This window comes from Rhizobium sp. BK196 (assembly GCF_014193255.1).
In the GTDB taxonomy this organism is placed as follows: Bacteria; Pseudomonadota; Alphaproteobacteria; order Rhizobiales; family Rhizobiaceae; genus Rhizobium.
Window position 1 is genome coordinate 238,896 of record NZ_JACHZB010000003.1, and the last position, 16,702, is coordinate 255,597.

Annotated in this window: 14 protein-coding genes and 2 tRNA genes; 1 reads left to right on the top strand and 15 read right to left on the bottom strand. The window is 60.6% G+C overall.

The features are described 5' to 3' along the window. Window positions 1-3: 3 nt before the first annotated feature. The 12 genes from nuoG to FHT78_RS12380 all read right to left on the bottom strand — a co-directional run bounded on the left by nuoG (window position 4) and on the right by FHT78_RS12380 (window position 9,743). Window positions 4-2,085 carry an NADH-quinone oxidoreductase subunit NuoG gene (gene nuoG, locus FHT78_RS12325; RefSeq protein ID WP_183743878.1) on the bottom strand — a complete coding sequence of 694 codons (2,082 nt, stop codon included), beginning with the start codon at window positions 2,083-2,085 and terminating at the stop codon, window positions 4-6. Window positions 2,086-2,308: 223 nt separating this feature from the next. Further along, window positions 2,309-2,965: a 5' DNA nuclease gene (locus FHT78_RS12330; protein WP_183743880.1), complete on the bottom strand. Its 657-nt coding sequence runs from the start codon at window positions 2,963-2,965 to the stop codon at window positions 2,309-2,311. A gap of 4 nt (window positions 2,966-2,969) precedes the next feature. Beyond that, entirely contained in the window at window positions 2,970-4,274 is a 1,305-nt protein-coding gene (nuoF, locus tag FHT78_RS12335) for an NADH-quinone oxidoreductase subunit NuoF (protein ID WP_183743882.1), read from the bottom strand. Between the two features lie 12 nt (window positions 4,275-4,286). Beyond that, a complete protein-coding gene (locus FHT78_RS12340) occupies window positions 4,287-5,432 on the bottom strand; it encodes an NADH-quinone oxidoreductase subunit E (RefSeq protein WP_183743884.1) in 1,146 nt (381 codons plus the stop codon). A gap of 16 nt (window positions 5,433-5,448) precedes the next feature. Continuing rightward, complete coding sequence (locus FHT78_RS12345; protein WP_183743886.1) at window positions 5,449-5,721, bottom strand: hypothetical protein; 273 nt, start codon at window positions 5,719-5,721, stop codon at window positions 5,449-5,451. Then, window positions 5,721-6,911, bottom strand: coding sequence for an NADH-quinone oxidoreductase subunit D (locus FHT78_RS12350; RefSeq protein ID WP_112544556.1), 1,191 nt, complete (start codon window positions 6,909-6,911; stop codon window positions 5,721-5,723). Before FHT78_RS12350 ends, FHT78_RS12345 begins: the two co-directional genes overlap by 1 nt. 67 nt (window positions 6,912-6,978) lie before the next feature. Beyond that, window positions 6,979-7,581 (bottom strand): NADH-quinone oxidoreductase subunit C, encoded by a 603-nt coding sequence (locus FHT78_RS12355; protein WP_183743888.1) that lies wholly within the window; start codon window positions 7,579-7,581, stop codon window positions 6,979-6,981. An 18-nt stretch (window positions 7,582-7,599) separates the two neighbouring features. Further along, entirely contained in the window at window positions 7,600-8,184 is a 585-nt protein-coding gene (locus FHT78_RS12360) for an NADH-quinone oxidoreductase subunit B (RefSeq protein WP_183743890.1), read from the bottom strand. Continuing rightward, window positions 8,175-8,540 carry an NADH-quinone oxidoreductase subunit A gene (locus tag FHT78_RS12365; RefSeq protein ID WP_008521906.1) on the bottom strand — a complete coding sequence of 122 codons (366 nt, stop codon included), beginning with the start codon at window positions 8,538-8,540 and terminating at the stop codon, window positions 8,175-8,177. Before FHT78_RS12365 ends, FHT78_RS12360 begins: the two co-directional genes overlap by 10 nt. A 248-nt stretch (window positions 8,541-8,788) precedes the next feature. Beyond that, window positions 8,789-8,865: transfer RNA gene (locus tag FHT78_RS12370), tRNA-Asp, on the bottom strand. A 71-nt stretch (window positions 8,866-8,936) separates the two neighbouring features. Beyond that, window positions 8,937-9,013 (bottom strand) — tRNA-Asp (locus FHT78_RS12375). Between the two features lie 328 nt (window positions 9,014-9,341). Next, entirely contained in the window at window positions 9,342-9,743 is a 402-nt protein-coding gene (locus tag FHT78_RS12380) for a cupin domain-containing protein (RefSeq protein WP_183743893.1), read from the bottom strand. Window positions 9,744-9,892: 149 nt separating this feature from the next. Between FHT78_RS12380 and FHT78_RS12385 the strand changes: the two genes are divergently transcribed. Further along, window positions 9,893-10,879, top strand: coding sequence for an aldo/keto reductase (locus tag FHT78_RS12385; protein WP_183743896.1), 987 nt, complete (start codon window positions 9,893-9,895; stop codon window positions 10,877-10,879). Between the two features lie 66 nt (window positions 10,880-10,945). Here FHT78_RS12385 and FHT78_RS12390 read toward each other — a convergent pair whose 3' ends face one another. The 3 genes from FHT78_RS12390 to lon all read right to left on the bottom strand — a co-directional run bounded on the left by FHT78_RS12390 (window position 10,946) and on the right by lon (window position 16,363). Continuing rightward, on the bottom strand, window positions 10,946-13,147 hold the full coding sequence (locus FHT78_RS12390; protein WP_183743898.1) for an esterase-like activity of phytase family protein: 2,202 nt from the start codon (window positions 13,145-13,147) through the stop codon (window positions 10,946-10,948). A 315-nt stretch (window positions 13,148-13,462) separates the two neighbouring features. After that, on the bottom strand, window positions 13,463-13,738 hold the full coding sequence (locus tag FHT78_RS12395) for an HU family DNA-binding protein (protein ID WP_183743901.1): 276 nt from the start codon (window positions 13,736-13,738) through the stop codon (window positions 13,463-13,465). Between the two features lie 207 nt (window positions 13,739-13,945). Continuing rightward, window positions 13,946-16,363 (bottom strand): endopeptidase La, encoded by a 2,418-nt coding sequence (gene lon / locus FHT78_RS12400; RefSeq protein WP_183743903.1) that lies wholly within the window; start codon window positions 16,361-16,363, stop codon window positions 13,946-13,948. Between the last annotated feature and the right edge of the window lie 339 nt (window positions 16,364-16,702).

Genomic DNA, 16,702 nt, shown 5'->3' on the forward strand with positions numbered 1-16,702 from the left:
CCCTTACTCTGCCGCGACTTTGAAATTGTTGCGGGCCAATGCCGAGCACTCGGCCATGACAGCCGAGGCGCGCGCTATCGGGTTCGTCAAATAGAAGTCTTTGACCGGCGACGCAAACCCGGATTTGTTCATCTTACCGGCTTTTTTCGCCAGTGCGGCAATTTGGGCGCTGTCACCTTCGGCGATCTCGTCGATGGCAGCAAAATGCGGGAATGCTGCGTAGAGCTTGCCGCGCAATTCACCAAGCGAATCAAAAGGAAGCTTCTTGCCCAGCACGTCGGACAGGGCACGGATGATCGCCCAGTCTTCGCGGGCATCGCCCGGTGCGAAACCGGCGCGGTTGCCCATCTGGACGCGGCCTTCGGTGTTGACCCAGGTGCCGGACTTTTCCGTGTAGGCGGCGGCCGGCAGGATGACATCGGCGCCATGCGCACCATTGTCGCCATGCGAGCCGATATAGACCGTGAACTTCGCCGTCTTTGCCGAGACATCAAACTCATCGGCGCCGAGCAGGAAGAGCACGTCCATGGTCTTCAGCATCTCAGCGGCATTGACGCCCTTAGCGCCCGGCACGAAGCCGAGGTCTAGGCCGCCGACCCGCGATGCGGCGGTGTGCAGCACCGCAAAGCCGTTCCAGCCTTCCGCGATTGCGCCGACATTGACGGCGAGTTTGGCGGCGGTGGCCAGAACGCCTGCGCCATCCGTGCGCGTGAGAGCGCCCTGACCGATGATGATCATCGGCTTGGAGGCCTTGGAGAGGACTTCGGCGAAGGCGTGGCCGCCGTCGAGAATGTCCTTCAGCGTATCAGGGCCTGCGCCGAGGTAATCATACTTGTAACGCATCTCGCCGCCCTCGCCGATCACACCGATCGGGAAGCCGCCTCGACGGTAACGCTTGCGGATGCGGGCGTTGAGGATAGCCGCTTCGAAGCGCGGGTTGGCGCCGATGATAAGGAGCGCATCAGCCTGTTCGATGCCCGCGATGGTCGGATTGAAGAGGTAGCTTGCGCGGCCGAGCGACGGATCAAGTGCCGCCCCATCCTGGCGACAGTCGAGGTTCTCGGAACCGAGCGACTTGACCAGTTCGGAAAGGGCATACATTTCTTCGACCGAAGCGAGGTCGCCGGCAATCGCGCCGATCTTATCGCCAGAGGTTGCCGAAACGGCAGCCTTGATGGCGCCGAAGGCTTCGCTCCAGCTCGCCGGCTGCAGGCGACCGCCCTTGCGGACGTAAGGCCGGTCGAGGCGCTGCGTCTTCAGGCCGTCCCAGACGTGGCGGGTCTTGTCCGAAATCCACTCTTCGTTCACGGCCTCGTTGACGCGCGGCAGGATGCGCATGACTTCGCGGCCCCGCGTATCGACGCGGATTGCAGAGCCGACGGCGTCCATGACGTCGATCGATTCCGTCTTGTTCAGTTCCCACGGGCGGGCCGTGAAGGCGAAGGGCTTCGAAGTCAGTGCGCCGACCGGGCAGAGGTCAACGACGTTGCCCTGCAGCTCGGAGGTCATGGCCTGCTCGAGATAGGTGGTGATTTCGGCGTCTTCGCCGCGGCCGATCAGGCCGAGCTCGGAAATGCCTGCCACTTCCGTCGTGAAACGGACGCAACGCGTGCAGTGAATGCAGCGGTTCATAACCGTCTTGACGAGCGGCCCAATATACTTGTCTTCGACGGCGCGCTTGTCTTCCTGATAGCGCGAGGTGTCGATACCGAAGGCCATGGCCTGGTCCTGCAGATCGCATTCGCCGCCCTGGTCGCATATCGGGCAATCGAGCGGATGGTTGATCAGCAGGAATTCCATCACGCCTTCGCGGGCCTTCTTGACCATCGGCGTGTTGGTGAAGACTTCAGGCAGTTCGCCGTTCGGACCGCCTCGAATATCGCGCACGCCCATGGCGCAGGAAGCCTGCGGCTTCGGCGGACCGCCCTTGACCTCGACGAGGCACATACGGCAATTGCCGGCAACCGACAGACGCTCATGGAAGCAGAAGCGCGGAACTTCAGCACCGGCCTCTTCGCACGCCTGAATCAGCGTGTAATGATCCGGAACTTCGATCTCGTTACCGTCAATCTTCAGTTTTGCCATCGTCACTCAGTCCTGTTTCCCATTCGCCGGGCACCGGCAAACAAACCTATTTTTGCAACATCCATATTGCCAAGACAGACCTTTCGTCCGTCCTGGCGCCGGAATTGCCCAAATTCTCTTTCGCTGGTTCCGAGACCCGAAACCCGCCATCGGCACCACGATCCGGAGCCCCCTGCCCCGTCGCTCGGATGCCATTCCTCCGACCATCGCCTGTGGCCGGAAACTACTTCTTCCTGCGACCCCGTGTCGCCAGCACCTTCGCCTGGCCAACCCAGTCATCGCGCAGGATGCGACCGTCGAAACCGAGTTCGGCGTCCAGGCTCACAACGTCGCCGTCGCTCCATGCCGCAATATCGGCAAAAGTGCGGATGCCTCTTTTGTTCAGCACCTGCTCCAGCTTCGGACCGATGCCGGCGATCAGCTTCAGGTCGTCAACCTTCCTGGACCTTGTGCCGGGCTTCGCCTTGGCAACCGTAGGCTTCGCGGCTTCCGCTGCCGGGGCCTTGCTGGAAACCACCGTCAGCTTCGGCTTTGCCGCCTTACGAACCGGCGCAACCGTTTCAGCCGGGCGAATATTTTCCGGACGGATATCCATCTCGGGTGTTTCTTCGTCAGGCGGCGTTTCATCGAGCGCTGCGGCCGCCATGTTCGCCGTCTCGAACGCGCCCTGCAGCGCGCCGAAGAAAACGCCGGCCATCTGCGTGGAAATGCCAAAACCGATCGCTGTGGCTGCGGCAAATGCCGCAGCTGGATGCGCCATCAGCGGATGAACGGGCATCGCGCGCGCATTTTCCAGCATGCCGGCAGCAAGACGGCCGAAGTCAGCCGCGAAATCGGATGCCCCTTCTCCCACCTTGCTGTCGGGTGCCTTGATCGTCATGTACTTACTCGGCCGCCTCCAGAACCGCACCGTGATCGAGCGCATTGGCCGTATACTGGTCGATGCGGGCTTCGATCTCTGGACGGAAGTTACGGATCAGACCCTGCACCGGCCATGCGGCGGCGTCGCCGAGCGCACAGATGGTGTGGCCTTCTATCTGCTTGGTGACCTGGAACAGCATGTCGATTTCGCGCTTCTGGGCGTTGCCGCGCGCCATGCGCTCCATCACGCGCCACATCCAGCCCGTGCCTTCGCGGCACGGCGTGCACTGGCCGCAGCTCTCATGCTTGAAGAAGGCGGAGATACGGGCGATGGCCTTGATGACGTCGGTGGACTTGTCCATGACGATCGAGGCGGCCGTACCGAAGGAGGAACCGACAGCGCGCAGACCGTCGAAGTCCATCGGGCAGTCGATGATGTCCTTGGCCGGAACGATCGGGCACGATGCACCGCCCGGAATGACGGCAAGCAGATTGTCCCAGCCCCCACGAATGCCGCCGGCGTGCTTGTCCACCAGTTCGCGGAAGGTGATGCCCATGCTCTCTTCAACGGTGCACGGCTTGTTGACGTGACCGGAGAGCATGAAGAGCTTGGTTCCAACGTTGTTCGGACGGCCGATGGACGAGAACCAGCCCGCACCACGGCGCAGGATGGTTGGGGCGACGGCGATCGATTCAACATTGTTGACCGTCGTCGGGCAGCCGTAGAGACCCATATTGGCCGGGAACGGCGGCTTCAGGCGCGGCTGGCCCTTCTTGCCTTCAAGGCTTTCGAGCAGCGCGGTTTCTTCGCCGCAGATATAAGCACCGGCGCCATGATGGACATAGATGTCCATGTCCCAACCGAGCTTGTTGTTCTTGCCGAGAAGGCCGGCATCGTAGCATTCGTCGATTGCGGCCTGCAGGGCTTCGCGCTCACGGATATATTCGCCGCGCACATAGATATAGGCGGCGTTGGCGCCCATGGCGAAGCTTGCGACCACACAGCCTTCGATCAGCGTATGCGGATCGTTGCGCATGATGTCGCGGTCCTTGCAGGTGCCGGGCTCGGATTCGTCGGCGTTGACGACGAGGTAATGCGGACGGCCGTCGCTCTGCTTGGGCATGAACGACCATTTGAGGCCTGTCGGGAAGCCTGCGCCGCCACGACCGCGAAGGCCGGAAGCCTTCATCTCGTCGACGATCCAGTCACGGCCCTTTTCGAGGATCTGCTTGGTGCCGTCCCAGTGGCCGCGGCTCATCGCCCCCTTCAGGGATTTGTCCTTGAGGCCGTAGATGTTGGTAAAGATGCGGTCCTTATCTTCTAACATGCTTCACACCTCTTACCGCGGCTTCTTGCCGAAGACCTTGATATATTCCGCTTCGCCGCCCTTGGCGAGCGCCTTGGCCTGCTTGACCCAGTCGTCGCGCTCGATGCGGCCGCGGAAATTCAGGAAACCATCGACCCATTCGCGTTCGGCCTTCTTCCAGCCCGCGATCTGCGAGAAGGTGAAGATGCCGATTTCATTCAACGTTGCTTCGATCTTCGGACCGACGCCGGAAATCATCTTGAGATCATCGGGAGCGGCGGGCTTCTCGATGCCGGCCGGACGATTCTTGTCGGTCAGCGCGGGCTTGGCAGCAACCTCAGGGGCAGCCTTCGGCGCCGGCTCGGAAGCGGCGGTGCCAGAGAGCGGCTGAACTTCGGCAGCCTTCGCATTCTTCGCCGATGCTTTGGGAGACGTTGCCGGCGTCTTCAGCGACGCATTGGTCTCGGCGTCGGTGCTCTTCGGACGTGCCGCCTCGGAAGGCGGAACCGGCGCGCCGTCTGCCGGTGCAGTCGCTGGAGCCTTGTCAACCCAGGTGCGGCTAACGGCAACATCGCCCAGCAGGGTCGTCGGGCCACCTTCGGGCGAGGACAGGTGACGGTCGATCTGCGGGCCAACCTTGACGCTCGCCCCATTGCCGGCCGCGAACGTATCGATGATCTCTTCCAGGCGCTCCGGCGTCAGGTCCTCGTAGGTATCCTTGCCGATCATCACCATCGGAGCGTTGACGCAAGCCCCGAGACATTCGACCTCTTCCCAGGAGAGCGTGCCCTCGGCGTTGCGCTCGAACGGGTGCTGATGGATCTTGCTGCGGCAGACGCCCATCAACTTTTCCGAGCCACGCAGCATGCAGGGCGTCGTGCCGCAGACCTGCACGTGAGCGCGGGTACCGACGGGATGAAGCTGGAACTGGGTGTAGAAGGTCGCGACCTCGAGAACGCGGATATAGGCCATGTCCAGCATGTCGGCAATCTTTTCGATCGCCGGGCGGGTGACCCAACCATCCTGCTCTTGCGCACGCATCAACAGCGGAATGACCGCGGACTGCTGACGGCCTGCGGGATATTTCTGAATCGTCTTTTCCGCCCAGACCGCATTTTCATCGCTGAAAGCGAATGCGGCCGGCTGGAATTGATCTTCGGCTAATCGACGAACGGACATTCTTCCTCACGCCTTGTCAGTTTAGCGTTCCACACCGCGAAGCAGTCAGAGACTGCATTTCACAGGCATAGGCCGACTGGTCTTTTTGCATAAATACCACGAACTTGCCGCCATTCGGCACGGCGGCCTTGATTTGATAGCCCATGGACAAAAGCTCACCCATGGACGATTGCTCTGCCGGCGGCTGCGCCTCTTCATGGCCCAGCGGTGTGCCGAGCTTTCCGGCATCCTGTGCAAAGGCAGCGGAGGCCGAAAGAAGAAAGGCTGTCGCGAGCGGCAGAGCCTGCATTAGCGGTCCACCTCACCGAAGACGATGTCGAGCGAGCCGAGAACGGCCGCGACGTCGGCAAGCTGGTGACCACGGCACATGAAGTCCATCGCCTGCAGATGCGCATAACCCGGAGCGCGGATCTTGCAGCGATAGGGCTTATTGGTGCCGTCGGAGACGAGATAGACGCCAAATTCGCCCTTCGGCGCTTCGACAGCAGCGTAAACCTCACCGGCCGGAACGTGATAGCCTTCGGTATAGAGCTTGAAGTGGTGGATCAGCGCTTCCATCGAACGCTTCATCTCGCCGCGCTTCGGCGGAACGACCTTGCCATCGATCGAGGAGAACGGTCCCGCCTTGGCATCACCGAGCAGACGATTGACGCACTGCTTCATGATCTTCACCGATTCGCGCATCTCGATCATGCGGATCAGGTAACGATCGTAGTTGTCGCCGTTCTTGCCGACCGGAATGTCGAACTCAAGATCCGAATAGCATTCATAGGGCTGCGCGCGACGCAGGTCCCAGGCAGCACCCGAACCGCGCACCATGACGCCCGAGAAGCCCCAGGCCCAGCAATCCTCCAGCGAGACAACGCCGATATCGACGTTGCGCTGCTTGAAGATGCGGTTGCCGGTCAGAAGATCGTCGATATCGTCGAGCTTGCCCGGAAATTCGTCGCACCATTTGCCGATATCCTGCACGAGCTGTTCCGGCAGGTCCTGATGAACGCCACCCGGACGGAAATAAGCGGCATGCATGCGGGAGCCACTGGCGCGCTCATAGAACACCATCAGCTTTTCGCGCTCTTCGAAACCCCAGAGCGGCGGCGTCAGCGCGCCGACGTCCATGGCCTGCGTCGTGACGTTCAAAAGATGCGACAGGATACGGCCGATTTCCGAGTAGAGGACGCGGATCAGCTGGCCGCGAATCGGGATCTCAATGCCGAGCAGCCTTTCCACAGCCAGAGCATAGGCATGCTCCTGGTTCATCGGCGCCACGTAGTCGAGGCGATCGAAGTAGGGAACAGCCTGCAGGTAGGTCTTGGTTTCGATCAGCTTTTCTGTGCCGCGGTGCAGCAGGCCGATATGCGGATCGACGCGTTCCACGATTTCGCCGTCAAGCTCAAGGACAAGACGCAGAACGCCGTGCGCTGCCGGATGCTGCGGCCCGAAATTGATGTTGAAGTTACGGACGTTATGTTCGGTCATGGCGATGGGCTCGCTTTTTCAGGTAGTCAGTGAACAACGGGCTCTCGGCCCGCCACACGCCTCAAACTTACTGTTTCGCCTTTTCGTCGCCGGGCAGCACGTATTCCGTGCCTTCCCAAGGGGACAAGAAATCGAAATTACGGAATTCCTGCTTCAGTTCCACCGGCTCGTAAACGACGCGCTTTGCCGCATCGTCGTAGCGAACTTCGACGAAACCGGTCGTCGGGAAATCTTTGCGCAGCGGATGACCTTCGAAACCGTAATCGGTCAGGATACGGCGCAGGTCCGGGTGGCCGGTGAAGAGCACGCCGTACATGTCCCAGGTCTCCCGCTCGAACCAGTCGGCGCCCGGATAGACGGCGCAGGCGGATGGAACCGGCGTATCTTCGTCTGTCGCCACCTTCACGCGGATGCGCAGGTTCTGCTTCGGAGACAGGAGATGATAGACGACATCGAAGCGCAGTTCGCGCTGCGGCCAGTCCACACCACAGACGTCCGTCAGGTTGACGAAGCCGCACTTGGCGTCGTCGCGCAGGAAGGTCAGCAGCGGGATCAGATTGTCGCCAGTCGTCGTCAGCGTCAGCTCGCCATATTTGAGCTGCGAGGCGGCAATCAGGTTGCCGCGCGCTTGCGAAAGGTACGACGAAAGCTCAGTGAGGGCTTCGCTCATAATTTTCTGTCCTTGCCCTTAGCGTTCGATCGTGCCGGTGCGGCGGATCTTCTTCTGCAGCAGCAGCACGCCGTAAAGCAATGCTTCCGCCGTGGGGGGACAGCCCGGCACGTAGATGTCGATCGGTACGACGCGATCACAGCCGCGAACGACCGAATAGGAATAGTGATAGTAGCCGCCGCCGTTGGCGCAGGAGCCCATCGAGATGACGTAGCGCGGCTCGGGCATCTGGTCATAGACCTTGCGAAGCGCAGGCGCCATCTTGTTGGTCAGCGTGCCGGCGACAATCATGACGTCGGACTGGCGCGGCGAAGCGCGCGGCGCAAAGCCGAAGCGTTCGACGTCGTAGCGCGGCATCGAGAGCTGCATCATCTCCACAGCGCAGCAGGCAAGACCGAAGGTCATCCACATCAGCGAGCCGGTACGAGCCCAGTTGATCAGCTCATCGGTCGAGGTGACAAGAAAACCCTTGTCGGCGAGCTCGTTGTTGATCTCACCGAAGAACGCGTCATTGCTGCCGATCGGCTTGCCGGTCGAGGGATCGATAATCCCCTTCGGCTGCTGCGCTACCAGCGGCTGATTGCTAGCGGGGGCTACTCCCATTCCAGGGCTCCCTTCTTCCATTCATAGATAAAGCCGATGGTCAGCACGAGAAGGAAGACCATCATGGACCAGAAGCCGAACCAGCCGATGGCGCCGAAGGAAACGGCCCATGGGAAGAGGAAGGCGACTTCAAGGTCGAAGATGATGAAGAGAATCGACACGAGGTAGAAGCGGATGTCGAACTTCATACGTGCGTCGTCGAATGCGTTGAAGCCGCATTCGTAAGCCGAAAGCTTTTCGGAATCGGGCGCCTTGAAGGCAACGGCAAACGGCGCAATGAGAAGCGCCAGGCCAATTACGAGCGCGATGCCGATGAAAATAGCGATCGGAATATAGGAACTGAGTAGTTCAGTCATCATGTTCATCCCTGCTTGCGGGCGGCGCCTGGCGGCGCAACTGGGCAAATGCCCGGCAAGCGAACGTGCGTTGCAACAAGCCGTGGTTAGCGCAGCCGGAGCCCCGGCGCAAGACTTTTACAGAAGCTATTCGAACAGCGTCAGACGGACGTTATCAAGCAGATGCAACGATGTCGCGACAAATCCGCAAATGTCGCGGAAGGCCGCATGGCTGACCCTCGGAAACTGCATGGCTTTTTGAAGAAAAATGGCGCGAGTGACGGGGCTCGAACCCGCGACCTCCGGCGTGACAGGCCGGCACTCTAACCGACTGAGCTACACCCGCGCATTGGACCTTTCGGACCTTGAGGATATCACGAACCGGACAGACGGCGTCAATTTGACGCCTGCTTGAAATGGCGCGAGTGACGGGGCTCGAACCCGCGACCTCCGGCGTGACAGGCCGGCACTCTAACCGACTGAGCTACACCCGCATTCTTTCAAGCAATCCGGTGCTGAGCACCTCATCCGAACGGGCTGGCCGCTTGGATGAGCGGCTAACTAAGGGGTTCGCCTTTTAGTGTCAAGCAGGTTTGGAGACAAAACCATGACAGTCCTGAAATTGTTTCGGAAGGCCTTCCCGATCCTCCCGACAAATCGGCGATTCTGCTTTGCCTGCGGACCTGAGATCCACTGCGTCAGGTTTTTCCACAAGCAGCCCGCACGAAGCGGCGGGATGCCTGAAACGCCCGCGACAGAGCTTCGCAACGGAAGCCCGAATAGCATGCGCCCTCTCAGAGTCTGAAGTCCGTTGCTGCCGCCTCAGGCCTTGCCGGCATATTGCTCGTCACTGACCTGCTCCAGCCAGTCCGCCACGCTGCCGTCCAATGCTTCCTGGATGGCGATGTGGCTCATGGCGGTCTCGGGGCTCGCCCCATGCCAGTGCTTCTCGCCCGGTGGGAACCAGACGACATCACCCGAGCGGATTTCCCTGATTTCGCCGCCCCATGTCTGAACGAAGCCTCTGCCTGAGGTAACGATCAGCGTCTGCCCCAGGGGATGCGTATGCCAGGAGGTTCGGGCGCCCGGCTCGAAGGTTACGTGAGCGGCCCGCACACGCGCAGGCTCCGGCGCCTCGACAAGCGGATCGAGACGAACGGAGCCGGTGAAATAATCGGCCTGGCCCTTCGTGGAAGGGCGCGAGCCTGCAGTCTTGATATCCATGATCTTTCCTGTTCTTCCGTCGGCTGCGGTTGAATCGTCACCGACAAGGATATTTGATCGCAGCAGACGATCCAAGCGCGATCGGCGATTGTCGCCCTACCCGGCGCCTGCTACTTCGAGAACCTTTCATCACCATCGGAGAAATTTCCATGAAACATCATGCTTTTGGCCGCCTGCCCTTTACCATCACCAATATCGGCTTCGGCGCCTGGCAGATCGGCGGCTCCTGGGGCGATGTCAGCGAAGCGGACGGCCGCGCTGCCTTGAATGCCGCACTCGACGCCGGCATGACCTTCATCGACACCGCCGACGTTTATGGTGACGGCCGTTCCGAAAAGATCATTGCCGATGTGCTGAAGGCGCGTGGCGGCGAACGCCCGATGGTCGCGACCAAGGCCGGCCGCCGTCTGAACCCGCATGTCACTGAGGGCTACACCAAGGCCAATCTGGAAGGTTTCATCGACCGCAGCCTCAAGAATCTGCAGGTGGACAGCCTCGACCTCGTACAGCTTCACTGCCCGCCGACGGAGGTGCTCTATCGACCGGAAGTCTTTGGGGGTCTGGACGAGTTGCAGAAGGCCGGCAAGATCAAGGGCTATGGCGTCAGCGTCGAGAAGGTCGAGGAAGCTCTGAAAGCGATCGGATATCCCGGTGTCGTCAGCATCCAGATCATCTACAACATCTTCCGTCAGCGTCCCGATCATCTGTTCTTCAGCGAAGCCCGGCGCAAGAACGTGGCGATCATCGCTCGCGTGCCGCTTGCCAGCGGCCTCCTCTCCGGCAAGATCACCGGCGACACGACGTTCGCAAGCGACGACCACCGCAATTTCAACCGCAATGGCGAGGCCTTCGATGTCGGCGAGACCTTCGCAGGCGTGCCCTTCGAGGTCGGCCTGCAGGCCGTCGAGGAAGTGCGCAAGCTCGTTCCAGCCGGCACCAGCATGGCGGCCTTTGCGCTTCGCTGGATCCTGATGGCGGAAGCAGTCACGGTAGTCATCCCCGGCGCACGCAATGTCGAGCAGGCCAAGGCCAATGCGGCCGCCGCCGATCTCGCGCCGCTGTCGGCCGACGTCATGGCCGCAACGCGTGAAATCTACGGGCGACTGATTGCGCCGCATGTGCATCAGCGCTGGTAGCTCTGACAAGAATCAATGGAAAGGCCGGGCAAGAGTCCGGCCTTTCCATTTCATGGGACTACGAACTCAGTTCGTGGCGGCCATGTTGACCGGGAAGAACAGGGTTTCGCCCGAAGAGTCACTCACACCGTCATTGTCGGTCACGGCATAGGCCTTGCCCGACGCGTCGAAGGCAAAACCTTCCAGCTTGTCGAGAACGTAGCCGTTGGTGGCCGACTTCAGATCGCCGATGAAATCATGGGCTTCCGTCTTCTTGACCACGGGCAGATCGGCCCCGAGCTTGCCCGGCTTCAGGTCGGAGAGTGCAACCTTGTAGAGCTTCTTCAGCTTGGCTGCATCGCCGACGAGATTGTCGCGTTCGATTATGTAGACGCTGTCGCCCTGAGCGGTGATTTCGGAGAGACCGACCCAGCCGCTCTCGGTCTTGTCGAGCGGGTAGCGCACGCCGCCCCATTCCTTCTTCTTCGGATTATAGGAGACGAGCTTCACGAAGCCTTTCTCATCGTCGTTCCACTCGCGCTGAACGGCCATCCACAGCGTCGCGTCATCGCCGGTGCCGACGATCGTGACACCTTCGAAGCCGAAGCGGATTTCGTTGGCGAGCAGTTCCTTCGGCAGGGCGATCTCGGTCTTGATGTCGCCCTTTGCGGTGACGTTGTAGAGAGCATGCGGCACCAGGCGCTCGGTATACCCCTCCGAGGCCAGCCAGAAGGAGCCGTCGGCAGCAACAGCGACGCCTTCAATGTCGAGCTTCTGAGCCGGAGCACCGTCACGCTTGACGACGAGCGCATCGGTGATGACGGCCGGCTTCCTGGTGGCGTCGATCGTGTAGATCGTCGGCTGTGAGGCGAGGAAGCTGTCGCTGACGGCATAGAGCATGCCCGGCTTGCCCGGAACGGCGGCGAGACCAGAAAGAGCTGCAAAGCCGATGGGATTGCCGTCCTTCTCGGCGGAAACGATCTGCGGATAAGCCTTCTCGCCTTCGCCGCGTTCATAGATCATGACGTGCGAACGCGCGCCGCCCTCCTTGCCAAGGTCGAGTTCGTTGGCGGTGGCAAGCAGGTTACGCTGCGGAATGGCGACCGCGCCTTCCGGAGAAACGCCCGAGGGCAGGATCTGCAGCAGTTCCGGATCGGCGCCGGTGTCCTTGTACACGCCCACGACGGAAGCGCGTTCAGCGAGCAGGAAGAACAGGTCGTCGTTCCCGAATTTCGCGGCTTCCAGCCCTTCCGGCTCGACGCCCTTCGACGAGGAGCGGCTTTCCGGATAGTGGCCGAGCGCGGCGACGGCCCGCTCGAGGGAACTGCCGGATTCGAACAGGACCTTGCCGGTCTTGTCGAAGATGGTGAAGCCGCGCGAGCCGCCTTCATAGTCGCCTTCGTTGGCGACAACGAGCCGGTTGTCGTCCAGCCACTTGACGGCATCAGGCTCGCGCAGGACGCCCTTCTTCTCGCTGGTGAACTTCAGGGCGCCGTCACGCTTGGTGTCGATGCCCGTGAGATCGACGCTGCCGGCAGAGAAATGCGTCTTCACCGTGCCGGTCGCGCCGTCGAGAATGATGATCTCGTTGTTTTCCTGCAGCGTGAGCGCAATTTCGTTCTGGCTGTTGAAGGAAACGAATTCCGGTTCCGGATCGTCAGGAGCGACGCCGGCAAGGCCGGTCAGGGCGATATGCTTGATGGTGCCGCAATCGACGCTGCCATCGGTCTTGAGCTGGAAGACGACGAGGTCGCCTGCCGGCATCTGCGGTAGTTTGCCGTCATTGACCTCTTCGTCACGCTCGTTTTCGATCGCGATCGCGCCGAGCGTCCTGTCCTTGTTGAGGGCGATCGAATCGGGCTGGCCGCCGAGATCGCAGGTCGCGTCGATCTTCTTGGTAGCGATATCGACGATCGCCAGACGGCCCGACGGTTTCTGCTTGCTTTCGCCGGTATTGACGGCGACGAGCGCCTTGCCGGCCGCTGTCGTCACCGAGGTCGGCTCGCCGTCCATCATCAGCGCGCCGCCGGCCTTGGGCGCCTTGGCATCGGTAATGTCGATGAAGCCGATCGCGCCGAGCGGGCTGTCGCTATAGATCAGCGTGTTGCCATCCTGCGAAGCGGTGATGATTTCGGCCGAGGTAGCCGAAAGCTTGTCCTTATCGGCCGGCAGGTTGGTCGCGACCGGGAAAGAGGCGATGCGGTTGAAAACCGGCTCAGCCACTGCCGGGAAGGCAACGGATGCGAAAAGCACGGCAGCAAGCGCCGCCTTGTGCGCAGACAATGTCATTGAAAATCCCCCAATATCGAACAATCGAACAAAGGTTTTCTGCGGGACTGCCATGACAGACACATGACAACCTGCGACATTTTGTACGGTTTGCGTCAGGCCGCCTGCCATTCGCGATGCATCTCGCTGCGCTCGCAGGCTCGAGCCGAAGCCCTTACCGCTGGTGGGGCTTTTGCCCCGGCTCGAAAGCATCACCGTCGTAAGACGAAGCGCGGCATACGGCAAGCGCTGAAAGCAAAAAGGGGTCCGGCATTACCGAACCCCCTCAAAATCCTGCGCGGCCGTTCTCGTTTGCGGCCGGCGGACAATCTCGTATCAGCCGTTGACGGCGTCCTTCAGGCCCTTGCCGGGCGTGAACTTCGGCACGTTGCGTGCCGGGATGTCGACTTCGGCGCCGGTCGACGGGTTGCGACCCTTCGTGGCAGCGCGATGAGAAACCGTGAAGCTGCCGAAGCCTGCGAGGCGAACATCGCCCTTGCCCTTCAGTTCGGTCTGCACAACGTCAAAAACGGCGTCGACGGCAGATGCTGCGTCAGACTTCGTCAGTCCAGCCTTTTCGGCTACTGCGGACACGAGTTCATTCTTGTTCATGTTTCCACCCCTTTCTAAATGGTTTGAAACAACTCAATCTGGAAGCTAGGCGCAGAAATCGCTTTCATCAGGCCCGCCGAGAACCCAAAAACCCTGCAAATCAAGGAAAAGCAAGCGCCTACATGACGTTTTCACAAAAAAGGCCGGCGTTTCCGCCGGCCTTTTTCACGATTTGCAACAATTGGGCGTAAATGTGGCCGCCAAGTCTCAATGAGCTATGGCAACGCCTGCGTCATCTAGCCCTTCGACGGTCGCGATGACCGGCGTTTCAACCGTGCCATCCCATTCGATCGGCTCGGGACGACGGACAAGCGCGTGCTTGATCACTTCGCCCATACGTGAGACCGGAATGATCTCCATGTTGTTCTTTACGTTGTCAGGAATCTCGGCCAGATCCTTGGCGTTCTCTTCCGGAATCAGCACCTTCTTGATACCGCCGCGCAGTGCGGCAAGCAGCTTTTCCTTCAGGCCACCGATCGGCAGGACACGGCCGCGCAGGGTGATTTCACCCGTCATTGCCACATCCTTGCTGACCGGAATGCCGGTCATGATCGAGACAATCGCGGTTGCCATCGCGACACCGGCAGACGGACCATCCTTCGGCGTCGCGCCTTCCGGCACGTGCACGTGAATGTCGCTCTTGTCGAAGCGCGGCGGCTCGATACCGAAATCGACGGCACGCGAGCGGACATAGGAGGCCGCCGCAGAGATCGATTCCTTCATCACTTCCTTCAGGTTGCCGGTGACGGTCATGCGGCCCTTGCCGGGCATCATGACGCCTTCGATCGTCAGCAGCTCGCCGCCGACTTCCGTCCAGGCAAGACCCGTGACCACGCCGACCTGATCCTCGCGCTCGGCTTCGCCGTGGCGGAAGCGCGGAACGCCAAGATAATCGTCGATGTTCTCTGCCGTAACGTGAACCGACTTCGTCTTGCCCTTGATGATCTCGGTGACCGCCTTGCGGGCAAGCTTCATCAATTCGCGTTCGAAGTTACGGACACCGGCTTCGCGGGTGTACTGCTGGCTGATTGCCATCAGGGCGTCGTCGCTGACCGAGAATTCACTCGGCTGCAGCGCATGTTCCTTGATGGCCTTCGGCAGCAGGTGCCGCTTGGCGATTTCGCGCTTCTCGTCTTCGGTGTAGCCGGCGATACGGATGACCTCCATGCGGTCCATCAGCGGAGCCGGAATGTTCAGCGTATTCGCCGTGGTGATGAACATCACGTCCGACAGATCGTATTCGACTTCCAGGTAGTGGTCCATGAAGGTCGAGTTCTGGGCCGGATCAAGCACCTCGAGTAGAGCCGAAGACGGATCGCCGCGGTAGTCCTGGCCGAGCTTGTCGATTTCGTCGAGCAGGAAGAGCGGGTTGGACTTCTTCGCTTTCTTCATCGACTGGATGACCTTGCCGGGCATCGAACCGATATAGGTGCGGCGGTGACCGCGGATTTCGGCCTCGTCACGAACGCCACCGAGAGCCATACGGACATATTCACGGCCGGTGGCCTTGGCGATCGACTGGGCGAGCGAGGTCTTGCCGACGCCCGGAGGGCCGACGAGGCACAGGATCGGACCCTTGATCTTGGTGGCGCGGGCCTGGACCGCCAGATACTCGACGATGCGCTCCTTGACCTTCTCGAGACCGAAATGATCGGCTTCGAGAATCTTCTCGGCATTGTTGAGATCGGCCTTGATCTTCGACTTCTTGCCCCAGGGGATACCGAGCAGCCAGTCCAGATAATTGCGCACGACGGTGGCTTCAGCCGACATCGGGCTCATCTGGCGTAGCTTCTTCAGCTCCGCGTCGGCCTTTTCACGGGCCTCCTTGGAGAGCTTCGTCTTGGCGATGCGCTCTTCCAGTTCGCTCATCTCGTCGCGGCCTTCCTCGCCGTCGCCGAGCTCCTTCTGGATCGCCTTCATCTGTTCATTCAGGTAGTATTCGCGCTGGGTCTTCTCCATCTGGCGCTTGACGCGCGAGCGGATGCGCTTTTCGACCTGCAGGACCGAGATCTCGCCTTCCATGAAGCCGAGCGCCTTTTCGAGGCGAGCCTTGACGCTGGTGGTTTCCAGCATCTCCTGCTTCTCGGTGATCTTGATAGAGAGATGCGAGGCGACCGTATCGGCGAGCTTGGAATAGTCGTCGATCTGGCTGGCCGCACCGACAACCTCGGGCGAAATCTTCTTGTTGAGCTTCACGTAGCTCTCGAATTCCGACACGACCGAACGCGACAGAGCTTCCAGTTCGACCGGATCGTCATGCGGCTCTTCGAGCACGTGACCGAGAGCTTCGTAGAAATCTTCGCGGCTCGTATAGGTATCGATTTCGGCGCGGGCGCGTCCTTCGACCAGAACCTTCACGGTGCCGTCAGGCAGCTTCAAAAGCTGGAGGACGTTCGCGACCGTACCGACACGGTGGATCGCAGAAGGGTCCGGATCGTCGTCGCTGGCGTTGATCTGGGTGACCAGCATGATCTGCTTGTCGGAACCCATGACCTCTTCGAGCGCACGGATCGACTTTTCCCGCCCGACGAACAGCGGCACGATCATATGGGGGAACACCACGATGTCGCGCAGGGGGAGAACAGGATAAGCGGTGCTGCTCGCTACAGACGTTTTCTTCGTCATTTTTATTCCTTTCCATCGTCCCGTTACCGGGCTCTCTGGCGCGGCCGCTTGGGATCCGGCCGGCACTCTCACTTGTTGCTACAAGTGGAGGTTCTGACTACGCTTTTCAAGCCACGTTAACGCCCGCGTTCCACGGTTGTGACAGCTTTATTACATGGAACGCCAACACAATGAAGCGCCTATCTGGAGCGACGCTTACCATTTCCGAACCGCCTAAAATAGCAACGCCAGCAACAGGCTACGGAATCACAGCATCATTGCCAAGGGTCATCGTTTGCGCAATATCGGCCAAGGCTGTTTTCAACCTTGCCCGCAACTATTATCAGCGCCCGGCACCCG

What these genes read in the sequence shown, in the direction of transcription:
- nuoG (WP_183743878.1), bottom strand. Translation starts at nt 2,085, where the DNA reads ATGGCAAAACTGAAGATTGACGGTAACGAGATCGAAGTTCCGGATCAT.
- FHT78_RS12330 (WP_183743880.1), bottom strand. Translation starts at nt 2,965, where the DNA reads ATGACGATCAAGGCACCCGACAGCAAGGTGGGAGAAGGGGCATCCGAT.
- nuoF (WP_183743882.1), bottom strand. Translation starts at nt 4,274, where the DNA reads ATGTTAGAAGATAAGGACCGCATCTTTACCAACATCTACGGCCTCAAG.
- FHT78_RS12340 (WP_183743884.1), bottom strand. Translation starts at nt 5,432, where the DNA reads ATGTCCGTTCGTCGATTAGCCGAAGATCAATTCCAGCCGGCCGCATTC.
- FHT78_RS12345 (WP_183743886.1), bottom strand. Translation starts at nt 5,721, where the DNA reads ATGCAGGCTCTGCCGCTCGCGACAGCCTTTCTTCTTTCGGCCTCCGCT.
- FHT78_RS12350 (WP_112544556.1), bottom strand. Translation starts at nt 6,911, where the DNA reads ATGACCGAACATAACGTCCGTAACTTCAACATCAATTTCGGGCCGCAG.
- FHT78_RS12355 (WP_183743888.1), bottom strand. Translation starts at nt 7,581, where the DNA reads ATGAGCGAAGCCCTCACTGAGCTTTCGTCGTACCTTTCGCAAGCGCGC.
- FHT78_RS12360 (WP_183743890.1), bottom strand. Translation starts at nt 8,184, where the DNA reads ATGGGAGTAGCCCCCGCTAGCAATCAGCCGCTGGTAGCGCAGCAGCCG.
- FHT78_RS12365 (WP_008521906.1), bottom strand. Translation starts at nt 8,540, where the DNA reads ATGACTGAACTACTCAGTTCCTATATTCCGATCGCTATTTTCATCGGC.
- FHT78_RS12380 (WP_183743893.1), bottom strand. Translation starts at nt 9,743, where the DNA reads ATGGATATCAAGACTGCAGGCTCGCGCCCTTCCACGAAGGGCCAGGCC.
- FHT78_RS12385 (WP_183743896.1), top strand. Translation starts at nt 9,893, where the DNA reads ATGAAACATCATGCTTTTGGCCGCCTGCCCTTTACCATCACCAATATC.
- FHT78_RS12390 (WP_183743898.1), bottom strand. Translation starts at nt 13,147, where the DNA reads ATGACATTGTCTGCGCACAAGGCGGCGCTTGCTGCCGTGCTTTTCGCA.
- FHT78_RS12395 (WP_183743901.1), bottom strand. Translation starts at nt 13,738, where the DNA reads ATGAACAAGAATGAACTCGTGTCCGCAGTAGCCGAAAAGGCTGGACTG.
- lon (WP_183743903.1), bottom strand. Translation starts at nt 16,363, where the DNA reads ATGACGAAGAAAACGTCTGTAGCGAGCAGCACCGCTTATCCTGTTCTC.